This is a genomic window from Cupriavidus metallidurans CH34 (assembly GCF_000196015.1).
GTDB classification, from domain to species: domain Bacteria; phylum Pseudomonadota; class Gammaproteobacteria; order Burkholderiales; family Burkholderiaceae; genus Cupriavidus; species Cupriavidus metallidurans.
This window is the reverse complement of the sequence record NC_007974.2, coordinates 2,391,435-2,408,543: the sequence shown is the minus strand read 5'-3', so window position 1 is coordinate 2,408,543 and position 17,109 is coordinate 2,391,435. Positions and strand designations below refer to the sequence as shown.

15 protein-coding genes are annotated in these 17,109 nt (G+C 64.8%); 9 read left to right on the top strand and 6 right to left on the bottom strand.

What is annotated here, in order from left to right; all coding sequences use genetic code 11:
• Nucleotides 1–17: 17 nt before the first annotated feature.
• The gene (locus tag RMET_RS28840) at nucleotides 18–713 is read right to left on the bottom strand and encodes a helix-turn-helix domain-containing protein (protein ID WP_011520050.1); all 696 of its coding nucleotides are present in this window, start codon (nucleotides 711–713) and stop codon (nucleotides 18–20) included.
• A 192-nt stretch (nucleotides 714–905) separates the two neighbouring features.
• Entirely contained in the window at nucleotides 906–1,979 is a 1,074-nt protein-coding gene (locus tag RMET_RS28835; protein WP_011520049.1) for an NAD(P)-dependent alcohol dehydrogenase, read from the bottom strand.
• A 212-nt stretch (nucleotides 1,980–2,191) separates the two neighbouring features.
• Between RMET_RS28835 and RMET_RS28830 the strand changes: the two genes are divergently transcribed.
• The 3 genes from RMET_RS28830 (at nucleotide 2,192) to fliD (ending at nucleotide 6,018) form a co-directional block, all read left to right on the top strand.
• A complete protein-coding gene (locus tag RMET_RS28830) occupies nucleotides 2,192–3,628 on the top strand; it encodes a carotenoid oxygenase family protein (RefSeq protein WP_011520048.1) in 1,437 nt (478 codons plus the stop codon).
• Between the two features lie 16 nt (nucleotides 3,629–3,644).
• Complete coding sequence (locus RMET_RS28825) at nucleotides 3,645–4,343, top strand: TetR/AcrR family transcriptional regulator (protein ID WP_011520047.1); 699 nt, start codon at nucleotides 3,645–3,647, stop codon at nucleotides 4,341–4,343.
• Between the two features lie 211 nt (nucleotides 4,344–4,554).
• Complete coding sequence (gene fliD, locus RMET_RS28820) at nucleotides 4,555–6,018, top strand: flagellar filament capping protein FliD (RefSeq protein ID WP_011520046.1); 1,464 nt, start codon at nucleotides 4,555–4,557, stop codon at nucleotides 6,016–6,018.
• Nucleotides 6,019–6,206: 188 nt separating this feature from the next.
• Here the strand turns inward: fliD and RMET_RS28815 are convergent, their stop codons facing one another.
• On the bottom strand, nucleotides 6,207–7,766 hold the full coding sequence (locus RMET_RS28815) for a methyl-accepting chemotaxis protein (RefSeq protein WP_011520045.1): 1,560 nt from the start codon (nucleotides 7,764–7,766) through the stop codon (nucleotides 6,207–6,209).
• Nucleotides 7,767–7,779: 13 nt separating this feature from the next.
• Nucleotides 7,780–8,085 (bottom strand): hypothetical protein, encoded by a 306-nt coding sequence (locus RMET_RS33090; RefSeq protein WP_011520044.1) that lies wholly within the window; start codon nucleotides 8,083–8,085, stop codon nucleotides 7,780–7,782.
• 56 nt (nucleotides 8,086–8,141) lie between these two features.
• On the opposite strand from RMET_RS33090, the gene RMET_RS28810 reads away from it, so the two are divergent.
• From RMET_RS28810 to RMET_RS28785, 6 genes are all read left to right on the top strand, one after another.
• Complete coding sequence (locus RMET_RS28810) at nucleotides 8,142–8,813, top strand: PepSY-associated TM helix domain-containing protein (RefSeq protein WP_011520043.1); 672 nt, start codon at nucleotides 8,142–8,144, stop codon at nucleotides 8,811–8,813.
• A gap of 27 nt (nucleotides 8,814–8,840) precedes the next feature.
• Complete coding sequence (locus tag RMET_RS28805) at nucleotides 8,841–9,362, top strand: DUF2271 domain-containing protein (protein ID WP_011520042.1); 522 nt, start codon at nucleotides 8,841–8,843, stop codon at nucleotides 9,360–9,362.
• Between the two features lie 51 nt (nucleotides 9,363–9,413).
• Nucleotides 9,414–10,247, top strand: coding sequence for a DUF4198 domain-containing protein (locus tag RMET_RS28800; protein ID WP_011520041.1), 834 nt, complete (start codon nucleotides 9,414–9,416; stop codon nucleotides 10,245–10,247).
• A 22-nt stretch (nucleotides 10,248–10,269) separates the two neighbouring features.
• On the top strand, nucleotides 10,270–11,283 hold the full coding sequence (locus tag RMET_RS28795) for an FAD:protein FMN transferase (RefSeq protein WP_011520040.1): 1,014 nt from the start codon (nucleotides 10,270–10,272) through the stop codon (nucleotides 11,281–11,283).
• On the top strand, nucleotides 11,280–12,881 hold the full coding sequence (locus RMET_RS28790) for a flavodoxin domain-containing protein (RefSeq protein ID WP_011520039.1): 1,602 nt from the start codon (nucleotides 11,280–11,282) through the stop codon (nucleotides 12,879–12,881). Before RMET_RS28795 ends, RMET_RS28790 begins: the two co-directional genes overlap by 4 nt.
• 127 nt (nucleotides 12,882–13,008) lie before the next feature.
• A complete protein-coding gene (locus RMET_RS28785) occupies nucleotides 13,009–15,447 on the top strand; it encodes a penicillin acylase family protein (RefSeq protein ID WP_011520038.1) in 2,439 nt (812 codons plus the stop codon).
• A gap of 119 nt (nucleotides 15,448–15,566) precedes the next feature.
• Here RMET_RS28785 and RMET_RS28780 read toward each other — a convergent pair whose 3' ends face one another.
• Nucleotides 15,567–15,902, bottom strand: coding sequence for a hypothetical protein (locus RMET_RS28780; protein WP_011520037.1), 336 nt, complete (start codon nucleotides 15,900–15,902; stop codon nucleotides 15,567–15,569).
• A gap of 248 nt (nucleotides 15,903–16,150) precedes the next feature.
• Nucleotides 16,151–17,086, bottom strand: coding sequence for an aromatic amino acid DMT transporter YddG (yddG, locus tag RMET_RS28775; RefSeq protein WP_011520036.1), 936 nt, complete (start codon nucleotides 17,084–17,086; stop codon nucleotides 16,151–16,153).
• Between the last annotated feature and the right edge of the window lie 23 nt (nucleotides 17,087–17,109).

Below are 17,109 nucleotides of genomic sequence, written 5' to 3'. Positions count from 1 at the left end.
GGTAACGGTAGCGGGTGTCATGGATCGGACGAGACGGTTGCCAGTGCGGCGCCCTTCGCGCGCGCCATGAAGACCGCCTCCGACTTGTTCTTGGCTGCGAGTCGCCGATAGAGCTGCAACGTATGGCTTTTCACGGTCGGGACGGAGATACGTAGTTGCCTGCTGATGGACTTCACCGAGAGTCCCCGCGACAGCAGTACGAGCACCTCGTACTGGCGCAGGGTCAGCCTGAGCAGCCGCGCTTCGCAAATGTATGCCGGCACCCGCGTGCTGCCGTGGACGCCTACCGGCGTTGGCACGGCAATCGGGGTAGCCGGCGCAATCGGCAGCGCTGGCGCCAGCGCGTGAATTCCGGCATGCGCGCAGGCGATCAAGGCGCGTAGCGCACATTCGATCTCAACGGCGCTCGCGTGTTCGGGCAGCCACGACAATAGCGGCGCGAACGGGTTGGGCGGCATCCATTGGACTTCGCCGCCATGCGCCAGGAACAGCACGCAGCGCACGGCCGATGCGGTTTCCAGCAACTGGTGCATGTCGATATTGGCGCCGCGCGGCAAGGCGCCAAGTACCAGTAACTCGGTACCGTGCAGAGAACACGGGGTCTCTGGCCGTGGCGTGATGACGCTGCTGTCGTCCACGTCTGCAATACGATTGAGAATCCGCTGGATGCCAAGCCCGACCAGCGGGCGAAATTCGACCACCGTTGCCCTCATGATTGCTCCCCTTTGTTTCTGTAGTTATTTGACTGCGAGCAATCAGACCGCAAGAAGCATTCCATACGCGCAGGCACGTAAAAGCCGCGCCGGCGCGCCAAAAGAAACCCCGGGCGTGTTACGTGTCACGTAACACGCCCGGGGCTGGCTTGTGGAACTGGCGGGTTTGGCAGGCAGGGCGCCTGCCGGGCGTCAAGGCGTGATGGCTACCTTGAGCACGCCGTCGCGCTGGTGCCCGAAGAGGTCGTAGGCGGCCTCGATATCGGCGAGCTTGAAGCGGTGCGTGACCAGTGGCCCGAGGTCGATCCGCTGCGTTTCGATCACGTTCATGAGTCGGCGCATCCGTTCCTTGCCGCCCGGGCACAGCGACGTAATGATGCGGTGATCGCCCAGACCGGCCGCGAAGGCGTCCAGGGGAATCTTCAGGTCGCTGGAATAGACGCCAAGGCTCGACAGCGTGCCGCCGGGCTTGAGCACGCGCAGGGCCGATTCGAAGGTGGCCTGCGTGCCGAGTGCTTCGATCGACGCGTCGACGCCACGGCCGCCCGTAATGCGCAGGATCTCCTGCACCACGTCGGTATTGCGGAAGTTCAGCGTAACGTCGGCACCCATCTGGCGAGAGATGTTCAGGCGGTCATCGATCCCATCTACGGCGATGATCAGCGAAGCGCCACGCAGGCGGGCGCCAGCCGTCGCGCACAGTCCGATCGGACCCTGCGCGAACACGGCAACGATATCGCCGATCTTGATATTGGCGTGCTCCGCGCCGGAGAAGCCCGTCGACATGATGTCGGGACACATCAATACCTGTTCGTCGGTCAGCCCGTCGGGGATGGGCGCGAGGTTCGCCTGCGCGTCCGGCACGAGCACGTACTCGGCCTGGGTGCCGTCAATCGTATTGCCGAAGCGCCAGCCGCCCATGGGCTTGTAGCCGTGCGAGTGGCCTTGTCCGTCCTGCGAGGCGCAACCGTCCTGGCACGCGTAGGAGTAGAAGCTGGGGCAGATCGCGCCCGCGATGACGCGCTGACCCTCGTGATAACCGGTCACGCCACTGCCGAGTTTCTCGATGATGCCCACCGGTTCGTGACCGATCGTCAGGCCCCGCTCTACCGGATACTCGCCTTTGAGAATGTGGATATCGGTGCCGCAGATTGTGGTGGTGGTGATGCGGATCAGTGCGTCGGTGGGGCCGACGGCCGGGATCGGCTTTTCCTGCAGCACGATCTTGCCGGGCCCCTGAAAAACCGCAGCTTGCATGCCTGCCATGTCGAGACTCCTTCTGGTTGGCCTGAAAGGCCGCCCGCAGCCTCGCGGGCGGTGATCCAGTCAGTCTAGGCCAGGCTGGCGCGGCCGAGAGTTGACACTCGTCAAAGTCATGGGATGTGCGGTCAGCGGCCTTCGCCGAATCCTTCCTTGACCTCTTAGCACTTGCCACCGATACTTCCCAAACTATTCACTGTTTAGTTACGGGGGCGTGCATGGAAGACAGCTTGTCCGAAGTGGAAGGTGCAGCGGGTGACGTGAGCGACGTGAGTGAGGTGGATAACTTCGCGCCGGTCACGCAGGAAGTCGATGCAAGCGATCTCTGCGTGCGTGGCGTGTTGCCAGCGGGGTTGCAGGGCACGTTGTATCGCATCGGCCCGAACCCGCGCTTTCCGCAGCCCGAGGCGCACTGGTTCGGTGGCGACGGCATGGTGCATGTGTTCGCCATCGACGATGGGCGCGTGTCCTACCGCAACCGCTGGGTGCGCACGCCCAAGTGGCGTGACGAGGATCGTGCCGGGCGTCCACTATTCCGCGCCTTCGCCGGCAAGTTGCCCGATGCGCCGGAGTGGTCGGGCAGCGATGGCGGCGTGGCCAATACCAACATCATCTGGCACGGCGGCGCGCTGCTGGCGCTCGAGGAAGCGCACCTGCCCACTGCTGTGACGCCGCGCGCGATCGACACCCTTGGATATATGGAATACGGCCCGCTGAAGGGGCCGTTCACCGCGCATCCGAAGACCGACCCGCGCACTGGCGAACTACTGTTCTTCGGCTACAACGCCGACGGCAAGCTCACGCCGGGCGTGCAGGTTGGTGCGATCGATGCACAGGGCCGCCTGACGCATTACGCGCGTCTGCAGGCGCCGTACCCGAGCATGATCCACGACTTCATGGCCACGCCGGGTCATCTGTTGATCCCCGTGCTGCCGCTGACCGGTAGCCTTGCGCGCGTGGAGCGCGGCGGCCCTGGCTATGCATGGGAGCCAGAGAAGCCCGCCATGATCGGCGTCCTGCCGCGTGGTGGCGGCGCTGACGACGTGCGGTGGTTCGAGGGCCCTGCCTGCTATGTGTTCCACGTGATGAACGCGTGGGAGGAAGGCGAGGGGGGACAACGCATTCTGGCGGACGTCATGGTCTACGACGAACCTCCCCTGTTCCCCCACGCCGACGGATCGCCAGGAGATCCCGCCCGGCAGCAGGCGTACCTGACGCGCTGGACGTTCGATCTTGCGTCGGACATACGCCGGTTCACCGCCGAACGGCTCGACGATACGGCGGGCGAGTTTCCGCGCATCGACGACCGCGTTTCGGGTTTCCGCTATCGGCACGGATGGTTCGCCGCGTCGCATCCCGAGTACGGCGAAGGCGCGCTCAACGGCATCATGCACCTGGACATGCAGGACGGCACGCGCGACGCCTACTGGCTGCCGCGGGGCGATATCACGTCCGAGCCGGTGTTCGCGCCGGGTGGTGGCGCTCATGGCGGCGAGGGCGATGGCTGGCTGTTGGCGGTGGTGTGGCGGGCTGCGGCACAATGTAGCGAATTGCTGGTGTTCGATGCGCGGCACGTCGCGCGCGGTCCGCTGGCAACCGTCGAGCTGCCGCAGCGCGTGCCGTTCGGCTTCCATGGCAACTGGGTAGCGGGATAGCGGGATAGCGAGAGGGATGAACGAAGGCGGCACGAAACAGAACGGCGGGCGCAAGGGTGGTACGCGCAAGGTGGCGGGTGGCACGACCAAGCCCGCCGGACAATGGCATCACGGCGACCTGCGCGCCTCGCTGATTGCGTGGGGACTCCACTTGCTCGATACGCAAGGCATCGCGGCGATGAGCATGCGCGAAGCCGCCAAGCTGGCCGGCGTGTCGCCGGGCGCGCCGGCACACCATTTCCAGGACCGCAACGGCCTGCTTGCGGCCATCGCCGCGCAGGCGTTCCGGGAACTGGGCGCCTTCCAGGGCAACCGCGCGCGCCTGATTCCGCGCGATACCCCGGCCAACAAGCTGCGCGCGCTGCTGGTCGGTTACGCCGAATTCGCGCACATGTACCCGGCGCGCTTTCACTTGATGTTCGGCCCGGCGATAGAACGCCGTGACGAATACCCCGAACTGCAGGAAGCCTCGTCCGGTTCGTTCGATCGGGTGCGAGAAACCGTCGTTGCGTGTCTGGGCGGACGTGAACCCGGCGCGCTGACACATGAACAACTGGCGTTTTGTGTCTGGACGGCCGCGCATGGTCTGGCCACCCTGACGGCCACGCACGACCGCTTCCGGGCCATTTCGGCGGCCCCCGGGGCCGTCGAGCAGATGGCGGACACCGTCGCCACCTTCTGTCTGGCTGCGCTTCAGCACACAGACGACGTCTGAAGACGTCCCCCCTCCCTATCAAGCCATAGAGCGTGAGCAAACGCTCACATACGGCGTCTTGCCGCTCTTTGTGTATCGGCTTTGTATCAACTTTGTACGAAAAACGCTAAAGAGCCACTTTCGAGCGCCGTAAACCTTGGATGTAAAGACATTCATTTGCCTGTCTGGGTGAATTACATCGAAGTTACGCACGGCGAAGGACCTGAAGAAAATGGCTGCACTCGATTTCCTCGGCATTGGCTCCAACATGCAACTGGGCACGCTCCTCGATCAGCTGGCGACGGCGGAACGCCTGCCGCTGAAGGCGCTGGAGACCCAGAATACGGCCTACCAGGCCAAGCTATCCGGATATGGCACGATCAAGAGCATGTTGTCGGCCTTTCAGGCTTCCGCCAACTCGCTTGCCAAGCTCGACACGTTCGGCGCCGTCAAGGCGCAAGTCAGTAACAGCGATGTGATGACCGTCGCCACTGGCGTCAATGCGATTGCCGGCAACTACAACGTAAACGTCAAGAGCCTGGCGCAGGCCCAATCCCTGGCGGGCGCTGGCCAGCTCAAGCAGGATGCGATCATCGGCACTGGCACGCTGACCTTCGAGTTCGGCGTGACGGGCGGATACGACGCCGACCCGGCATCGCCGACGTACGGCACATACGTGAACCCGACGTTCACGCCAACCGCCGACTCCGCCAAGACCGTGACGATCGACAGCAGCAACCAGACGCTGCAAGGAATTCGTGATGCGATCAACAAGGCCAATATGGGCGTCAAGGCCAGCATCATCAACGACGGCAGCGGCACGCCTTATCGTCTGGTGCTCAATTCGGAGAAGACCGGCGAGGCGATGAGCATGCGCATCACTGGTTCCTCACCGGAACTGCAGGCGCTTGCCGGATACGATCCGGTGGCCGGCCCGCAACCCGGCGGCATGAAGGAAGTGGTGCGTGCCACGAATGCGCAACTGACTATCAACGATATCGCCATCACCAGCGCCAGCAATGTGGTGACCGATGCCGCGCAGGGCGTCACGATGACGCTCAAGAAGACGGGCACCACGTCGATGACGCTGACGCAGGATCTCGACAGCATCAAGGCCGCGGTGCAGGGGCTGGCCACGGCCTACAACAACCTCCAGTCGGCCACCAAGCAGCTGACAGCCTTCGACGTGAAGAGCGGTACCAAGGCGGCTCTGACCGGTGACGGCGTGCTGCGCGGTATCCAGTCGACGCTGCGCTCGGTACTCAACACCCCCGAAGCCGGGATGCGCGATGGCGCCGCGACAACGCTGGCCCAGCTTGGCGTGACGTTGCAGAAGGACGGCACGATGTCGGTGGACACCAAGAAGCTGGATGCCGCGTTGGCCGGAAACCTGGCTGACGTGACCGCGCTGTTCGGCGGCGACGGCACGAAGGGTGGGATCGCGCGCCGCTTGTCTGAAGCGGTGGATACCATGACGGGTACCAACGGCCCGCTGACCTCCGCGACCAAGGGTATCGAGCAGAGCGTGAAGGATCTCGGCAAGCGCTATGACTCGATGTCGGAGCACATCGATGCCAATATCAAGCGCGTCCAGAAGCAGTTCCAGGCGCTGGATCTGGCAGTCTCGCAGATGAACCGCACCAAGGACTACCTGACCCAGCAGTTCTCGGCGATGAACAACACGAACAGCAAGTAACCTGTCAGCGAGTCGTCAATCGATGCAAGAACGCCGCCCTCGTGGGCGGCGTTTTTTTGTTACGAGGAAGCGGGCGGGGTTTAGTCGTCAGCATGTTCCATCGGTGTTCCGCTCTCTCGCGAGGCTGGAGAGAGGAGCGAACCGCCCGCATCTGAATCGCGTGCGGCGTGCTCCCCCCAAGGCCATTCCTAAATCGCGCCCGCTAGCCTGAACTGGCCGACTGCGCGGTGCAGTGCATCAGCCTGATCCTCGAGCGAGGCCGCGGCGGCGGTTGCCTCTTCCACCAGCGCCGCATTCTGCTGCGCCATCTGGTCCATCTGTGAGACGGCCTGGTTGACCTGCTCGATCCCGCCGGTCTGTTCTTCGGTGGCCGCACGCATTTCGCCCATCAGGTCGGTCACGCGCTTCACGGCCTCGACGATTTCTCCCATCGCCTTGCCTGCGTCTTCGACCAGCACTGAGCCGTCCTCGACACGCTGCGCCGAGTTGTCGATCAATCCCTTGATCTCCTTGGCCGCCGTGGCGCTACGCTGGGCCAGGCTGCGCACCTCGCCGGCCACCACCGCAAAGCCGCGTCCCTGCTCGCCGGCGCGCGCGGCCTCCACCGCCGCGTTCAGCGCCAGGATATTGGTCTGGAATGCAATGCCCTCGATGACGCCGATGATGTCCACCACCTTGCTGGACGCCGCCTTGATCTCGCCCATCGTGTCCACCACCTGGTGCACGATCGCTCCGCCGCGTACAGCGATCTCCGATGCGCCTTCGGCCAGCCGCGCCGCCTGGCGGGCGTTGTCAGCGCTCTGGCGAACCGTGCCGGTCAGCTCTTCCATGCTGGCCGCGGTCTGCTCAAGCGATGCGGCCTGTTCCTCGCTGCGGCGTGACAGGTCGACATTGCCGGCCGCAATCTGCTTGGCGGCGCCTGCGATCGCATCCGCCGAACCGCGAATCTGGCCGATGGCACCCGTCAGCCGCCCCTGCATCTGCTGCATGTTGAACAGCACGCTTTCCCGATCGTTCGGCGCCACGTTCACGTGCGAAGCAAGATCACCTTCGGCGATGCGCGCGGCGATCTCCGAGGTCAGCGATGGTTCGCCGCCAAGCTGCTTCTGCAGACTGGCGGAAACGCGCACCATCACCACGGTCATCAGCGCGCCCACGCCCAGCAGCCAGCCGAGCGCTTGCCAGAGCGACGCGCGGAACTCGGCCTGGATGTCATCCATGTAGAAACCGGCGATGAAGTTCCAGTCCCACGGCTTGAAGTTCAGCACATAGCTCAGTTTGGGCTGCGGCGCCTCGGCCCCTGGCTTGGGCCAGGCGTATTCAAGGAAGCCCTTGCCGGCGGTCTTGCCGATCTGCGCGATATCGCGGAACAGATAGACGCCGTTAGGGTCCTTCATCTCCGACATGTTCTTGCCATCGAGTTCGGGCTTGATCGCGTGCATCAGAACGACAGCGTCGGACCTCATCACGGTGAAGTAGCCATCGCCGCCAAAACGCATCACGCGCACGCGGTCGAGCGCCTGCTTCTGGGCTTCCTCGGCGCTCAGCTTGCCTGCGCGCGCCATGGCTTCGTACTCGGCCACGACCGAGTTGGCCGTGTCCGTGACCTGTTGCAGCGTCAGTTCTCGATCCCGCAGACGCAGGTCTCGCATTTGCCATGCATTCCACAGCGTGATGGCCAGCAGGCAGGTCCAGCTCAGCACCAGCGGCAGCATGAGCTTCTTTCTCAGGCTCAGGTTATGCAACATCCTTATCCTCCGTTCACATCGGTTGTTGATTGGGGCGCTTTCGGGTCTTTGTATGGTTTGTCTTCGCGCGTCCTCTCTGACCGGCCATAACGGCGGCGTCATCGTCAAACTTGATCGGGAAATACCACTGATAGGTAATAGTGATGCGCGCGCCGCTTTGATTTCTGCCGTGCAGCACATTGCAAGAGGTTTTGAGGGTGCCGCGTAACGAACCGTAATCAACGAGCCCGATCCGAAGCCTTTCAGATGGTTGTTCTTTTAAATGAGAACCATTACCATCTCCTTCGTTTTTCCCGCGGGAGTGTGGCGTCTTCGCCATGCCGCTGATGCGGCAGCCTCTCCGCCAGCCATGCACGCTTGCCCAGAACATCCCCGATGACCGAATCCACGCCAGCTTCCAGCCAGCAGCGCCGCGCCTTCTGGCTCAAGCATCTTCACCAGTGGCACTGGATCAGTTCCGCGATCTGCCTGATCGGGATGCTGATGTTCGCCGTCACGGGATTCACGCTCAATCACGCGGGGCAGATCGAGGCCTCGCCTTCGGTCGTCACGCGCCACGAGACCGCGCCGCGTGAACTGCTGGATGCGCTGAAGCGCGCCGCGCCCGCGAACGCATTGGCGGGAAACCAGAAGGACCAGAAAGACCAGAAGGGACCGGTGCCGCGCGTGCTGGCTGACTGGCTGTCGAAGACGATGGATATCGAGGCGGCAGGACGCGAGGCAGAATGGTCCGCCGACGAGATCTACGTTGGCCTGCCACGCCCCGGCGGCGATGCCTGGCTCAGCGTTGCGCTCGAAGACGGCGAGGTCCAGTACGAAGTGACATCGCGGGGCTGGATTTCCTACTTCAACGACCTGCACAAGGGCCGCAACACGGGCCATGCATGGAGCTGGTTCATCGACATATTCGCCCTGGCCTGCCTGATCTTCAGCGTCACCGGGCTGTTCCTGCTCAAGCTTCATGCCGGGGGCCGCATGGCCACCTGGCCGCTGGTGGGCGCGGGCCTCGTTGTGCCGCTGCTGCTGGCCATCCTGTTCATTCACTGATTCGCAACCGAGAAAGGTAGTTTCGACATGCGCCGACTCCTGACCGTCACCGTAACCGGCCTTGCCGCAGCGCCGCTGGCACCCGCCATGGCCGCCGACATGAACGTCAAGGTGGAGATTCCCCGCCTGAACGTGGCCGAGTACCACCGCCCCTACGTATCCATGTGGATCGAGCGTGCCGACCAGAGCCCGGTGACGACGCTGGCGGTCTGGTACGACGCGAAGAACAAGGAAAGCCAGGGCACGAAGTGGCTCAAGGACATGCGCCAGTGGTGGCGCAAGACCGGCCGCGACATGCAGCTTCCGGCCGATGGCGTATCGGGTGCCACGCGCGCTCCCGGCGAGCACGCGCTGACGTTCAGCGATGGCAAGGCGCCGCTGGGCAAGCTGCCTGCCGGCGATTACCAGCTCGTGGTGGAAGCCGCGCGCGAAGTGGGCGGACGCGAACTCGTGCGTGTGCCGTTCGCATGGCCGCCCAAGGCCGCGCAAAGCGCGGGCGCCAAGGGCGAGCATGAGCTCGGCGGCGTATCTGTCGACCTGAAGCCGTGAGCCGCGCCAATCACCGCAAACGCATTGAACTGATCTGACCGGAGCCTGACGATGAACAAGCCTGCCCGCTTCTCCACCCGACTTTCCACCCGCGTAGCAGCCCTCGCGCTTGCTGCGCTGGCGCCGTTGGCCGCTCATGCCCACCGCCAGTGGTTGCTGCCGTCCACCACCGTGCTGTCCGGCGGCAGCCAGTGGGTGACCGTGGACGCCGCGGTGTCCAACGACCTGTTCTACTTCGAACACATGCCGATGCGTCTGGACAACCTCGTGGTCACCGGCCCCGATGGCGCGGCGGTGAAGCCCGAGAATGCGTCGACCGGCAAGTACCGCAGCACGTTCGACGTGCCGCTGGCGCAGCCGGGCACGTACCGCATCGCCGTGGTCAACCAGGGCCTGGTCGCGAGCTGGAAGGAGAACGGGCAGACCAAGCGCTGGCGCGGCGCTGCCGATGCCCTGGCCGCGAACGTCCCCGCCAATGCGCAGGAACTGCAAGTGACCGAGATGGCCAGCCGCGTGGAATCGTATGTCACCAGCGGCAAGCCGTCGAAGCAGGCATTGACGACCACCGGACGTGGCCTGGAGCTGGCGCCGATCACCCATCCGAACGACCTCGCCGCAGGCGAGACGGCCAGCTTCCGTCTTCTGCTCGACGGCAAGCCGGCCGCCAACCAGACGGTTTCCGTGGTGCCGGGCGGCGTTCGTTATCGCGATCGTCTCAACGAGTTCGACACGACCACCGACGCCGACGGCAAGTTCTCGGTGAAGTGGCCAGCTGCCGGCATGTACTGGATGGAAGCCGAACTGCGCGACCAGAAGACATCGGTCAAGCCCGCCACGGCTCGCCGCGTTACCTACGCGGTGACGGTGGAAGTGCTGCCGCAGTAAGACGGCCGCTACGAAATCGCCGATGAATCGCGTTCTTATCCCCGCCACGCTGGACCTGCCCCCGCCCGTTCGCGAGCCGCAAGGCTCGATCGCGCAATGGACGGGCGAGACGATGGGGACGACCTGGGCTGTCCGCGCCGTGCTGGCGCGCGGGCAGGACGGCGGCGGCCTGGAGGCAGGCATCCGCGCGGTGCTCGACGAGGTTATCGCGCAGATGAGCAACTGGTCCGAGATATCGGACCTGAGCCGTTTCAATCGGGCCGACGCCAGTGCTTGGGTCACGCTGCCCGAGGATTGCTTCACGGTCCTGCAGGCGGCGCTGGACACCGCGCGCGACAGCGGTGGCGCCTACGATCCCAGTGCCGGCCCGCTCGTCGATCTCTGGGGCTTCGGCCCGGCTGGCAAACGGCACACCGCGCCTACCGCCGATGACGTGGCACGGGCGCGCCAGCATTGCGGCTGGCAACGGATCGAGATCGACCCATCGGCGCGTCGCGCGCGCCAGCCGGGCGGACTGTCACTCGATTTCTGCGCGATCGCGAAGGGGTTTGCCGTCGATGCGGTATCGCGCTATCTCCTGGCCCAGGGCGTGCCGCATCATCTGGTCGAGATCGGCGGCGAGTTGCGCGGCCAGGGGCTGAAGCCCGATGGGATGCCGTGGTGGATCGAACTGGAGTCCCCCTCGGCATCTGCCACTGCTGCGGGCGGGATCAGACGTACGCTGGTGGCGTTGCTCGGCCTGTCGATCGCCACGTCGGGCGACTACCGCCGCTACTTCGAACACGATGGGCGGCGGTACGCGCATACGATTGATCCACGCACCGGCTACCCGGCCGCGCATGCGTTGGCGTCCGTCACGGTGCTCCATCGCGAATGCATGATGGCCGACGCGTTGTCCACCGCACTGACCGTGCTCGGGCCAGAAGCCGGCATCACCTTCGCCACGCGCCAGGGCCTGGCTGCCCGCTTCCTGGTGCGCACGCCGCACGGCTTCGATGAGCGGGTCACCCCGGCGTTCGCCGCGATGCAAACATGATGCGTCTTCTACCGTGGGCAATGCTTGTCGCCGGTGTGGCGCTGTCCGTGCTCGCGCACGGTCGCGATGCCATGGCAGCCGGCGTGGTCATCGCGTACGTTGGCTTCTGCTGGGGCGTGCTCGACGGACATCGCCGCCACCGTGCCGCCCGTGCCGCGCTTGCCAATGTCGCAAGTGATGACGCGACCGAAGACGCGCATCCGACGCTCGTCGCCTACGCAAGCCAGACCGGCTTTGCCGAACAGCTCGCCGTGCAAACGGCCCGCGCGTTGCAAGGCGCGGGTCGCCCGGTGCAACTCGTGTCCTTTGCCGAACTCGATGGTGCGCGTCTGGCTGCGTGCGATCAGGCCCTGTTCCTGGTCAGCACCACGGGTGAGGGCGATGCGCCCGACATGGCGTCGGGGTTCGCGCGCCGCTTGCTGGCCGGCACCACGCCCGATGCGCTGCGCCAGTTGCGCTATGGCGTCCTTGCGCTGGGCGATAGCAGCTACGCGCACTTCTGCGCGTTCGGTCGCGCGCTGTCGGGGTGGCTGGAGAGCCATCATGCACAGCCATTGTTCGATAGGGTCGAGGTCGACAACGGCGACCCCGGCGCGTTGCGCCACTGGCAGAACCACTTGTCCGCGTTGAGCGGCGGTGCGGAAATCGCGGACTGGGAACGCCCGCGCTATGGCCGCTGGCGGCTGGTGGAGCGCAGGCTGCTCAATCCGGGCAGCCAGGGCGAGGCTGCCTTTCATCTGGCGCTCGAGCCCGAGGACGCGTCGCAACTGGCATGGCGCGCCGGCGATATTGCCGAGATTGGCCCATGCCAGCCGCCTGACGTCGTAGACCGGTTGCTGGCTCGCCTGTCGCTCGACGGAACCGCGCCGGTTCGCTGCGACAGTCGTCCGATGACCTTGTCCGAGGCGTTGGCCACGCGGCTGCTGCTGCCGGATAGCCAGCTGGATATATTGACCGGATTCACGCCCCAGCGACTGGTCGACGCGTTGCCCGCGCTGCCGCACCGCGAGTACTCGATCGCATCGTTGCCCGCCGATGGCCGGCTGGAATTGCTGGTACGTCAGACCCGTCATGCCGATGGGCGGCTTGGTCTCGCCTCTGGCTGGCTGACAGAATTCGCGCGCGAGGGCGCGTCGATCGCGCTGCGCGTCCGCACCAATCGCAGCTTCCATCCGCCCGAAGACGGGCGGCCGCTGATCCTGATCGGCAACGGTACTGGCCTTGCGGGCCTGCGTGCCGTGATCAAGGCGCGCGCGGAGGCGGGCCATCACCGCAACTGGCTGCTGTTCGGCGAGCGCTCCGCTGCGCACGATAACTTCCACGCAGAGGAATTCCAGGCGTGGTTATCGCAGGGCGTGCTGCAGCGGGTCGACCATGCATGGTCGCGTGATGGCGCGATGCCGCGCTACGTCCAAGACGCCGTGTCCGCGCAGGCTGCGACGATCGCTGCGTGGGTGGAGCAGGGTGCGTCGATCTACGTTTGCGGCAGCCTGCAGGGCATGGCCGCTGGCGTGCAGGACGCGCTCCTGCGCATCCTCGGTGAGTCCACACTACAGCGACTGACCGAAGCAGGCAGTTATCGCCGCGACGTGTACTGATGTCGTCGATGTTACGTCGTTGACGCCGTGGAAGCCATCGCGGACGACATGATTTGCGGCGGCGCAGCGTCGCCGGCAGCGACACATTCCGCTATCCTCGCAGGTCTGCATCCGACGAGGAGATCCGATGTTTCGCCCGACCCGTTCCCTGCGGCGCACCGCCGTCGCCGCGGCATGGCTTGCCGCCGCATCCACCGCCCCCGCGCTGGCGGCCGGCCCGGACAAGTTCGCCGTCCCCGGACTGGAAAAGCCTGCAACGGTATTGATCGACCGCTGGGGCGTGCCGCATATCTACGCCAACACGCTCTATGACGCGTTCTTCGTGCAAGGCTTCGTGGCCGCGCGGGACCGGCTGTTCCAGATCGATCTGTGGCGCAAGCGTGGGCTGGGCGAAATGGCGAAAGACTTCGGTCCGGCCTATGTGGAAGGCGATCGCATGGCGCGCGCCGTGTTGTTCCGTGGCGATATGTACCGCGAATGGCTGGCCTACGGATCGGATGCCAAGCGTGTGGCCGAGGCCTTCGTGGCGGGCGTCAATGCGTACATCGCGCAGACCGAGGCCCATCCGGAACTGCTGCCTCCCGAGTTCAAGCTGATCAACTACAAGCCGTCGCGCTGGCGTGCCGAGGATATCGTGCGTATCCGTCATCACGGGCTGACGTTGAACCTCACTGGCGAGATCGACCGGGCGCAGATCTTCTGCTACGCGAAGCCGAACGCGGTACGGGCGGACTGGGTTCGCCGCGAACTCGATCCGCAGATCGAGCCGAAGGTGCCAGACGGGCTCGACCCGTGCACGGTCCCCGCTGCCGAGTTGCGCAAGGCGTATGAGCTTGCCACGGCCGCGCCGCGCTTCCCGAAGGACGTGTGGCAATCGGGCACGCGTGCCGAGAACATCCCGGTGGACCAGCTTTATGCGACGGTCGATGCGTCGAGCGATACCGCACGCAGCCTGGGGTCGAACAACTGGGTGATCGCGGGCAGCCGCACCGCCACGGGGCGACCGATCCTGGCCAACGATCCGCATCGAGCGCACGGTGCGCCGAGCCTGCGCTATATCTCCCACCTGAACGCGCCGGGCCTGTCAGTAATCGGCGCGGGCGAGCCGTTCCTGCCCGGTATCTCCATCGGTCACAACGGCACGATTGCTTTCGGCCTGACGCGGTTCTACATGGACCAGGAAGACCTCTATGCCTATGAGACCGATCCCGCCCAGCCGCACGAATACAAGTACAAGGGCCGCTGGGAGCCGATGGAGACGGTGACCGAGCAGATCTCAGTGCGTGGCGAGGCGACGCCACGCAAGGTCACGATCGACTTCACGCGCCACGGCCCGGTGCTCTATGCCGACTCGAAGAACAACCGCGCCTGGGCCCTGCGCGCGGCATGGCTTGACCTTGGCATGGCACCGTATTTCGGGTCGATGGATTACATGCGTGCCCAGAACTGGGATCAGTTCCGCGCGGCGATGAACCGCTGGGGCGCTCCTGGCGAGAACCAGGTCTATGCGGACCGCTTCGGCAACATCGGCTGGCTCCCGGGCGGGTTGACCGTCAATCGGCCGAACTGGGATGGCCTGATGCCGGTGCCCGGGGACGGACGCTACGAATGGGCCGGCTATCGCAACATGGACGAACTGCCGTGGGCGTTTAATCCGGCGCCGGGATTCGTGGTCACTGCCAACGAGAACACGATCCCGCCCAATCACCCGGCAGCCAAGCTCGGCGTCGGCTACGAATGGGCCGAAAGCTCGCGCGCACGTCGGCTCAGGGCGCTGGTGTCGGCCAATCCGCGCAGTTCGGTGGAGGACTCGATGGCATGGCAGAACGACACGGTGTCATTGCCCGCGCAGCGGATGGTGACGTTGCTCAAGCCGCTCGCCAGCAGCGATGCGCAGATTCAGCGCGGGCTGGATCTGCTGCGCGGCTGGGATGGCAACGAGCGTGCCGACAGCGCGCCCGCCGCGCTGTTCGAGGTCTGGTTCAGCAAGCATCTGCGTACTGCGGTGGTGCGGGCCGCGCTCGCGCCGGAGGCTGCGCGGCTGATTGGCGCGGGCGATCCGAGCCGCGTGATCGCCGTGCTGGAGCGGCCCGACAGCTGGATGAGCGTCGAGAAGCGCAACGACGTCATGCTGGCCTCGCTGAAGTCGGCCATGGTCGAAGTCGAGAAGAGGCTGGGCCCTGACCCGAAGACGTGGCAATGGGGCAAGCTTCACACGGCGGTGTTCGAGCATCCGCTGCACGCGATCCTCGACGCGCAGCAGCGCCAGCAGTTCGACGTGAATGCGGGGCCGATCGGCGGGTCATCGTTCACGCCGATGAATACGAGCTATCGCAATAACGACTTCCAGCTCACTGCAGGCGCGTCGTTCCGCATGGTGGTCGATGTCGGCAACTGGGATGCGTCGCGCGTGGTGAACACACCGGGCCAGTCGGGCAACCCGGCCAATCCGCACTATCGCGATCTGGCGCCGCTGTGGGCGAAGGGCGAGTATTTCCCGCTGCTGTACTCGCGCAAGGCGGTGGAGAAGGAAAGCAAGGAGAGGCTGGAACTGGTGCCGCAGTGATGGATCGTGGCACGGCCTGCCGGGTGGCCTGACTGGGGCCGAGTCCTGCATTGCAGGGCTCGGCCCTTTTCTCTTTGCGGGGCCTTACCTGATCAGGCCAGGTCCCGGCCGTTTGCGGCTCAGTGCATTTCGTGCATGTCGCGCTTCAGGTCGGCAAGCTCGAGGTGCATGGCGCTGACTGCATCCATGACCCGATGGTGGAGGCCGTCGGTATCGTGGCAAACGCGTTCAGCGCGATCGCCCATCCGTTCGAGATCATCGACGCACTGACGGATGCGGCCCTCGTTGCGGGACGACATGATCTTCTTCGCGGACTTGCATTCCTTGTCGAGCTCGTCCATGCAGCTCATCAAGTCCTTGGGAATCGCCGAATCGGCGTGGATGGTCTTCGATGTCTCGCTGACCGTGCGCTGCAGATGCGAAAAACGTGTCTGGATTTCACTGGCTTGTAGCATGGTGCCCCCTTCTTGAACATCCTTGCGGATGTGTTCAGGTTGCAGGTAGTGGAGTGTTATCCGCTCCAGTTCCAGTCTAGTCAGGATTGCCAGGCATCCGGAAAAGCCGCACTCGCGACCCGGATGAAATATCCCGCAGGGTGATCCATCGGTCGTGCATGGCGCATGTGCGCGTGCACGCGGCGCTACCTCCTGCCGATTGTCGGGAGTCCCGCATGTGATGCGTCTGCCTTGCCGGATACGCGCCTCTAAGTCGGGTTGTCCGAACCCGACGAAATTGCTGCGCGCTCGCCCTTGCCACGTGTTGCGATCCAGCAAAGGATGGATCCCGCGCATACCATCGCGGCGCCTTTCCAGAATGCGAACGACAGCGGTGCGTGCAGCAGCGTGGCGGCCAATGCGGCCGACAACACCGGGATGAAGTACGACGCGCCAGCCAGCACTGTCATATTGCCGTGGAGGATGCCGACGTTCCACGCGGCATAGCCGAAGCCCATGGCGCAGGCGGCCAGCAGCAGGTAGATCGCGCCCGTCATGCTGAGGACCATCGTTTCACCGTCCGTGAACAGATACTTCCCCCACAGTGCGAGCGCCGTCAGCATGAAGAACAGCGTGACCGCGTTCTTGCCCTGTGCGTACCGGCTCGTCACCGTGCAGTAGCCCGCCCAGATCATTGCGCCGGCAAAGGCCAGGCCGTAGCTGAGGGGGTTGTCCTGAATATTGGCGGCCATGCTCGGCAGGTCCAGGCCCTGATCGCCACCGAGCACCGATGCAATACCCAGCAGGGCCACCAGAAAGCCTGGCAGGATCAGCCAGTTGGCGCGCTGACGATTGAACAGGATGGCGGCCAGCATCGTGAAGGACGGCCAGAGATAGTTGACCATGCCGACTTCGATGGCCTGCCTGCCGGTATTGGCATAGCCAATGGACAGCGACAGGCACAGCTCGTAGGAAACAAACAGCACGCTTCCCCAGAGCAGATAGATTCGAGGCAGCGCCCGCGTCCGGGGCGGGCCAACGGTCAGCCAGAGCAGCGCCGAAGCGACCGTGTAGATCAGTGCCGCCCCACCGGTCGCGCCGAAGCTCTGGCTGACGCCGCGGATCAGGCCGACGATCGCGCTCCAGAATAGGACCGCGACAAGCCCGATCAGGGTTGCCTGTTTGCTGTTTCGCGTGACTGCCATGTTGCGTGGAACGATCGATGTGG

Coding starts and splice junctions, on each gene's coding strand:
- RMET_RS28840 (WP_011520050.1), bottom strand. CDS start 713: ATGAGGGCAACGGTGGTCGAATTTCGCCCGCTGGTCGGGCTTGGCATC.
- RMET_RS28835 (WP_011520049.1), bottom strand. CDS start 1,979: ATGGCAGGCATGCAAGCTGCGGTTTTTCAGGGGCCCGGCAAGATCGTG.
- fliD (WP_011520046.1), top strand. CDS start 4,555: ATGGCTGCACTCGATTTCCTCGGCATTGGCTCCAACATGCAACTGGGC.
- RMET_RS28785 (WP_011520038.1), top strand. CDS start 13,009: ATGTTTCGCCCGACCCGTTCCCTGCGGCGCACCGCCGTCGCCGCGGCA.
- RMET_RS28800 (WP_011520041.1), top strand. CDS start 9,414: ATGAACAAGCCTGCCCGCTTCTCCACCCGACTTTCCACCCGCGTAGCA.
- RMET_RS28795 (WP_011520040.1), top strand. CDS start 10,270: ATGAATCGCGTTCTTATCCCCGCCACGCTGGACCTGCCCCCGCCCGTT.
- RMET_RS28825 (WP_011520047.1), top strand. CDS start 3,645: ATGAACGAAGGCGGCACGAAACAGAACGGCGGGCGCAAGGGTGGTACG.
- yddG (WP_011520036.1), bottom strand. CDS start 17,086: ATGGCAGTCACGCGAAACAGCAAACAGGCAACCCTGATCGGGCTTGTC.
- RMET_RS28830 (WP_011520048.1), top strand. CDS start 2,192: ATGGAAGACAGCTTGTCCGAAGTGGAAGGTGCAGCGGGTGACGTGAGC.
- RMET_RS28780 (WP_011520037.1), bottom strand. CDS start 15,902: ATGCTACAAGCCAGTGAAATCCAGACACGTTTTTCGCATCTGCAGCGC.
- RMET_RS33090 (WP_011520044.1), bottom strand. CDS start 8,085: ATGGCGAAGACGCCACACTCCCGCGGGAAAAACGAAGGAGATGGTAAT.
- RMET_RS28810 (WP_011520043.1), top strand. CDS start 8,142: ATGACCGAATCCACGCCAGCTTCCAGCCAGCAGCGCCGCGCCTTCTGG.
- RMET_RS28815 (WP_011520045.1), bottom strand. CDS start 7,766: ATGTTGCATAACCTGAGCCTGAGAAAGAAGCTCATGCTGCCGCTGGTG.
- RMET_RS28790 (WP_011520039.1), top strand. CDS start 11,280: ATGATGCGTCTTCTACCGTGGGCAATGCTTGTCGCCGGTGTGGCGCTG.
- RMET_RS28805 (WP_011520042.1), top strand. CDS start 8,841: ATGCGCCGACTCCTGACCGTCACCGTAACCGGCCTTGCCGCAGCGCCG.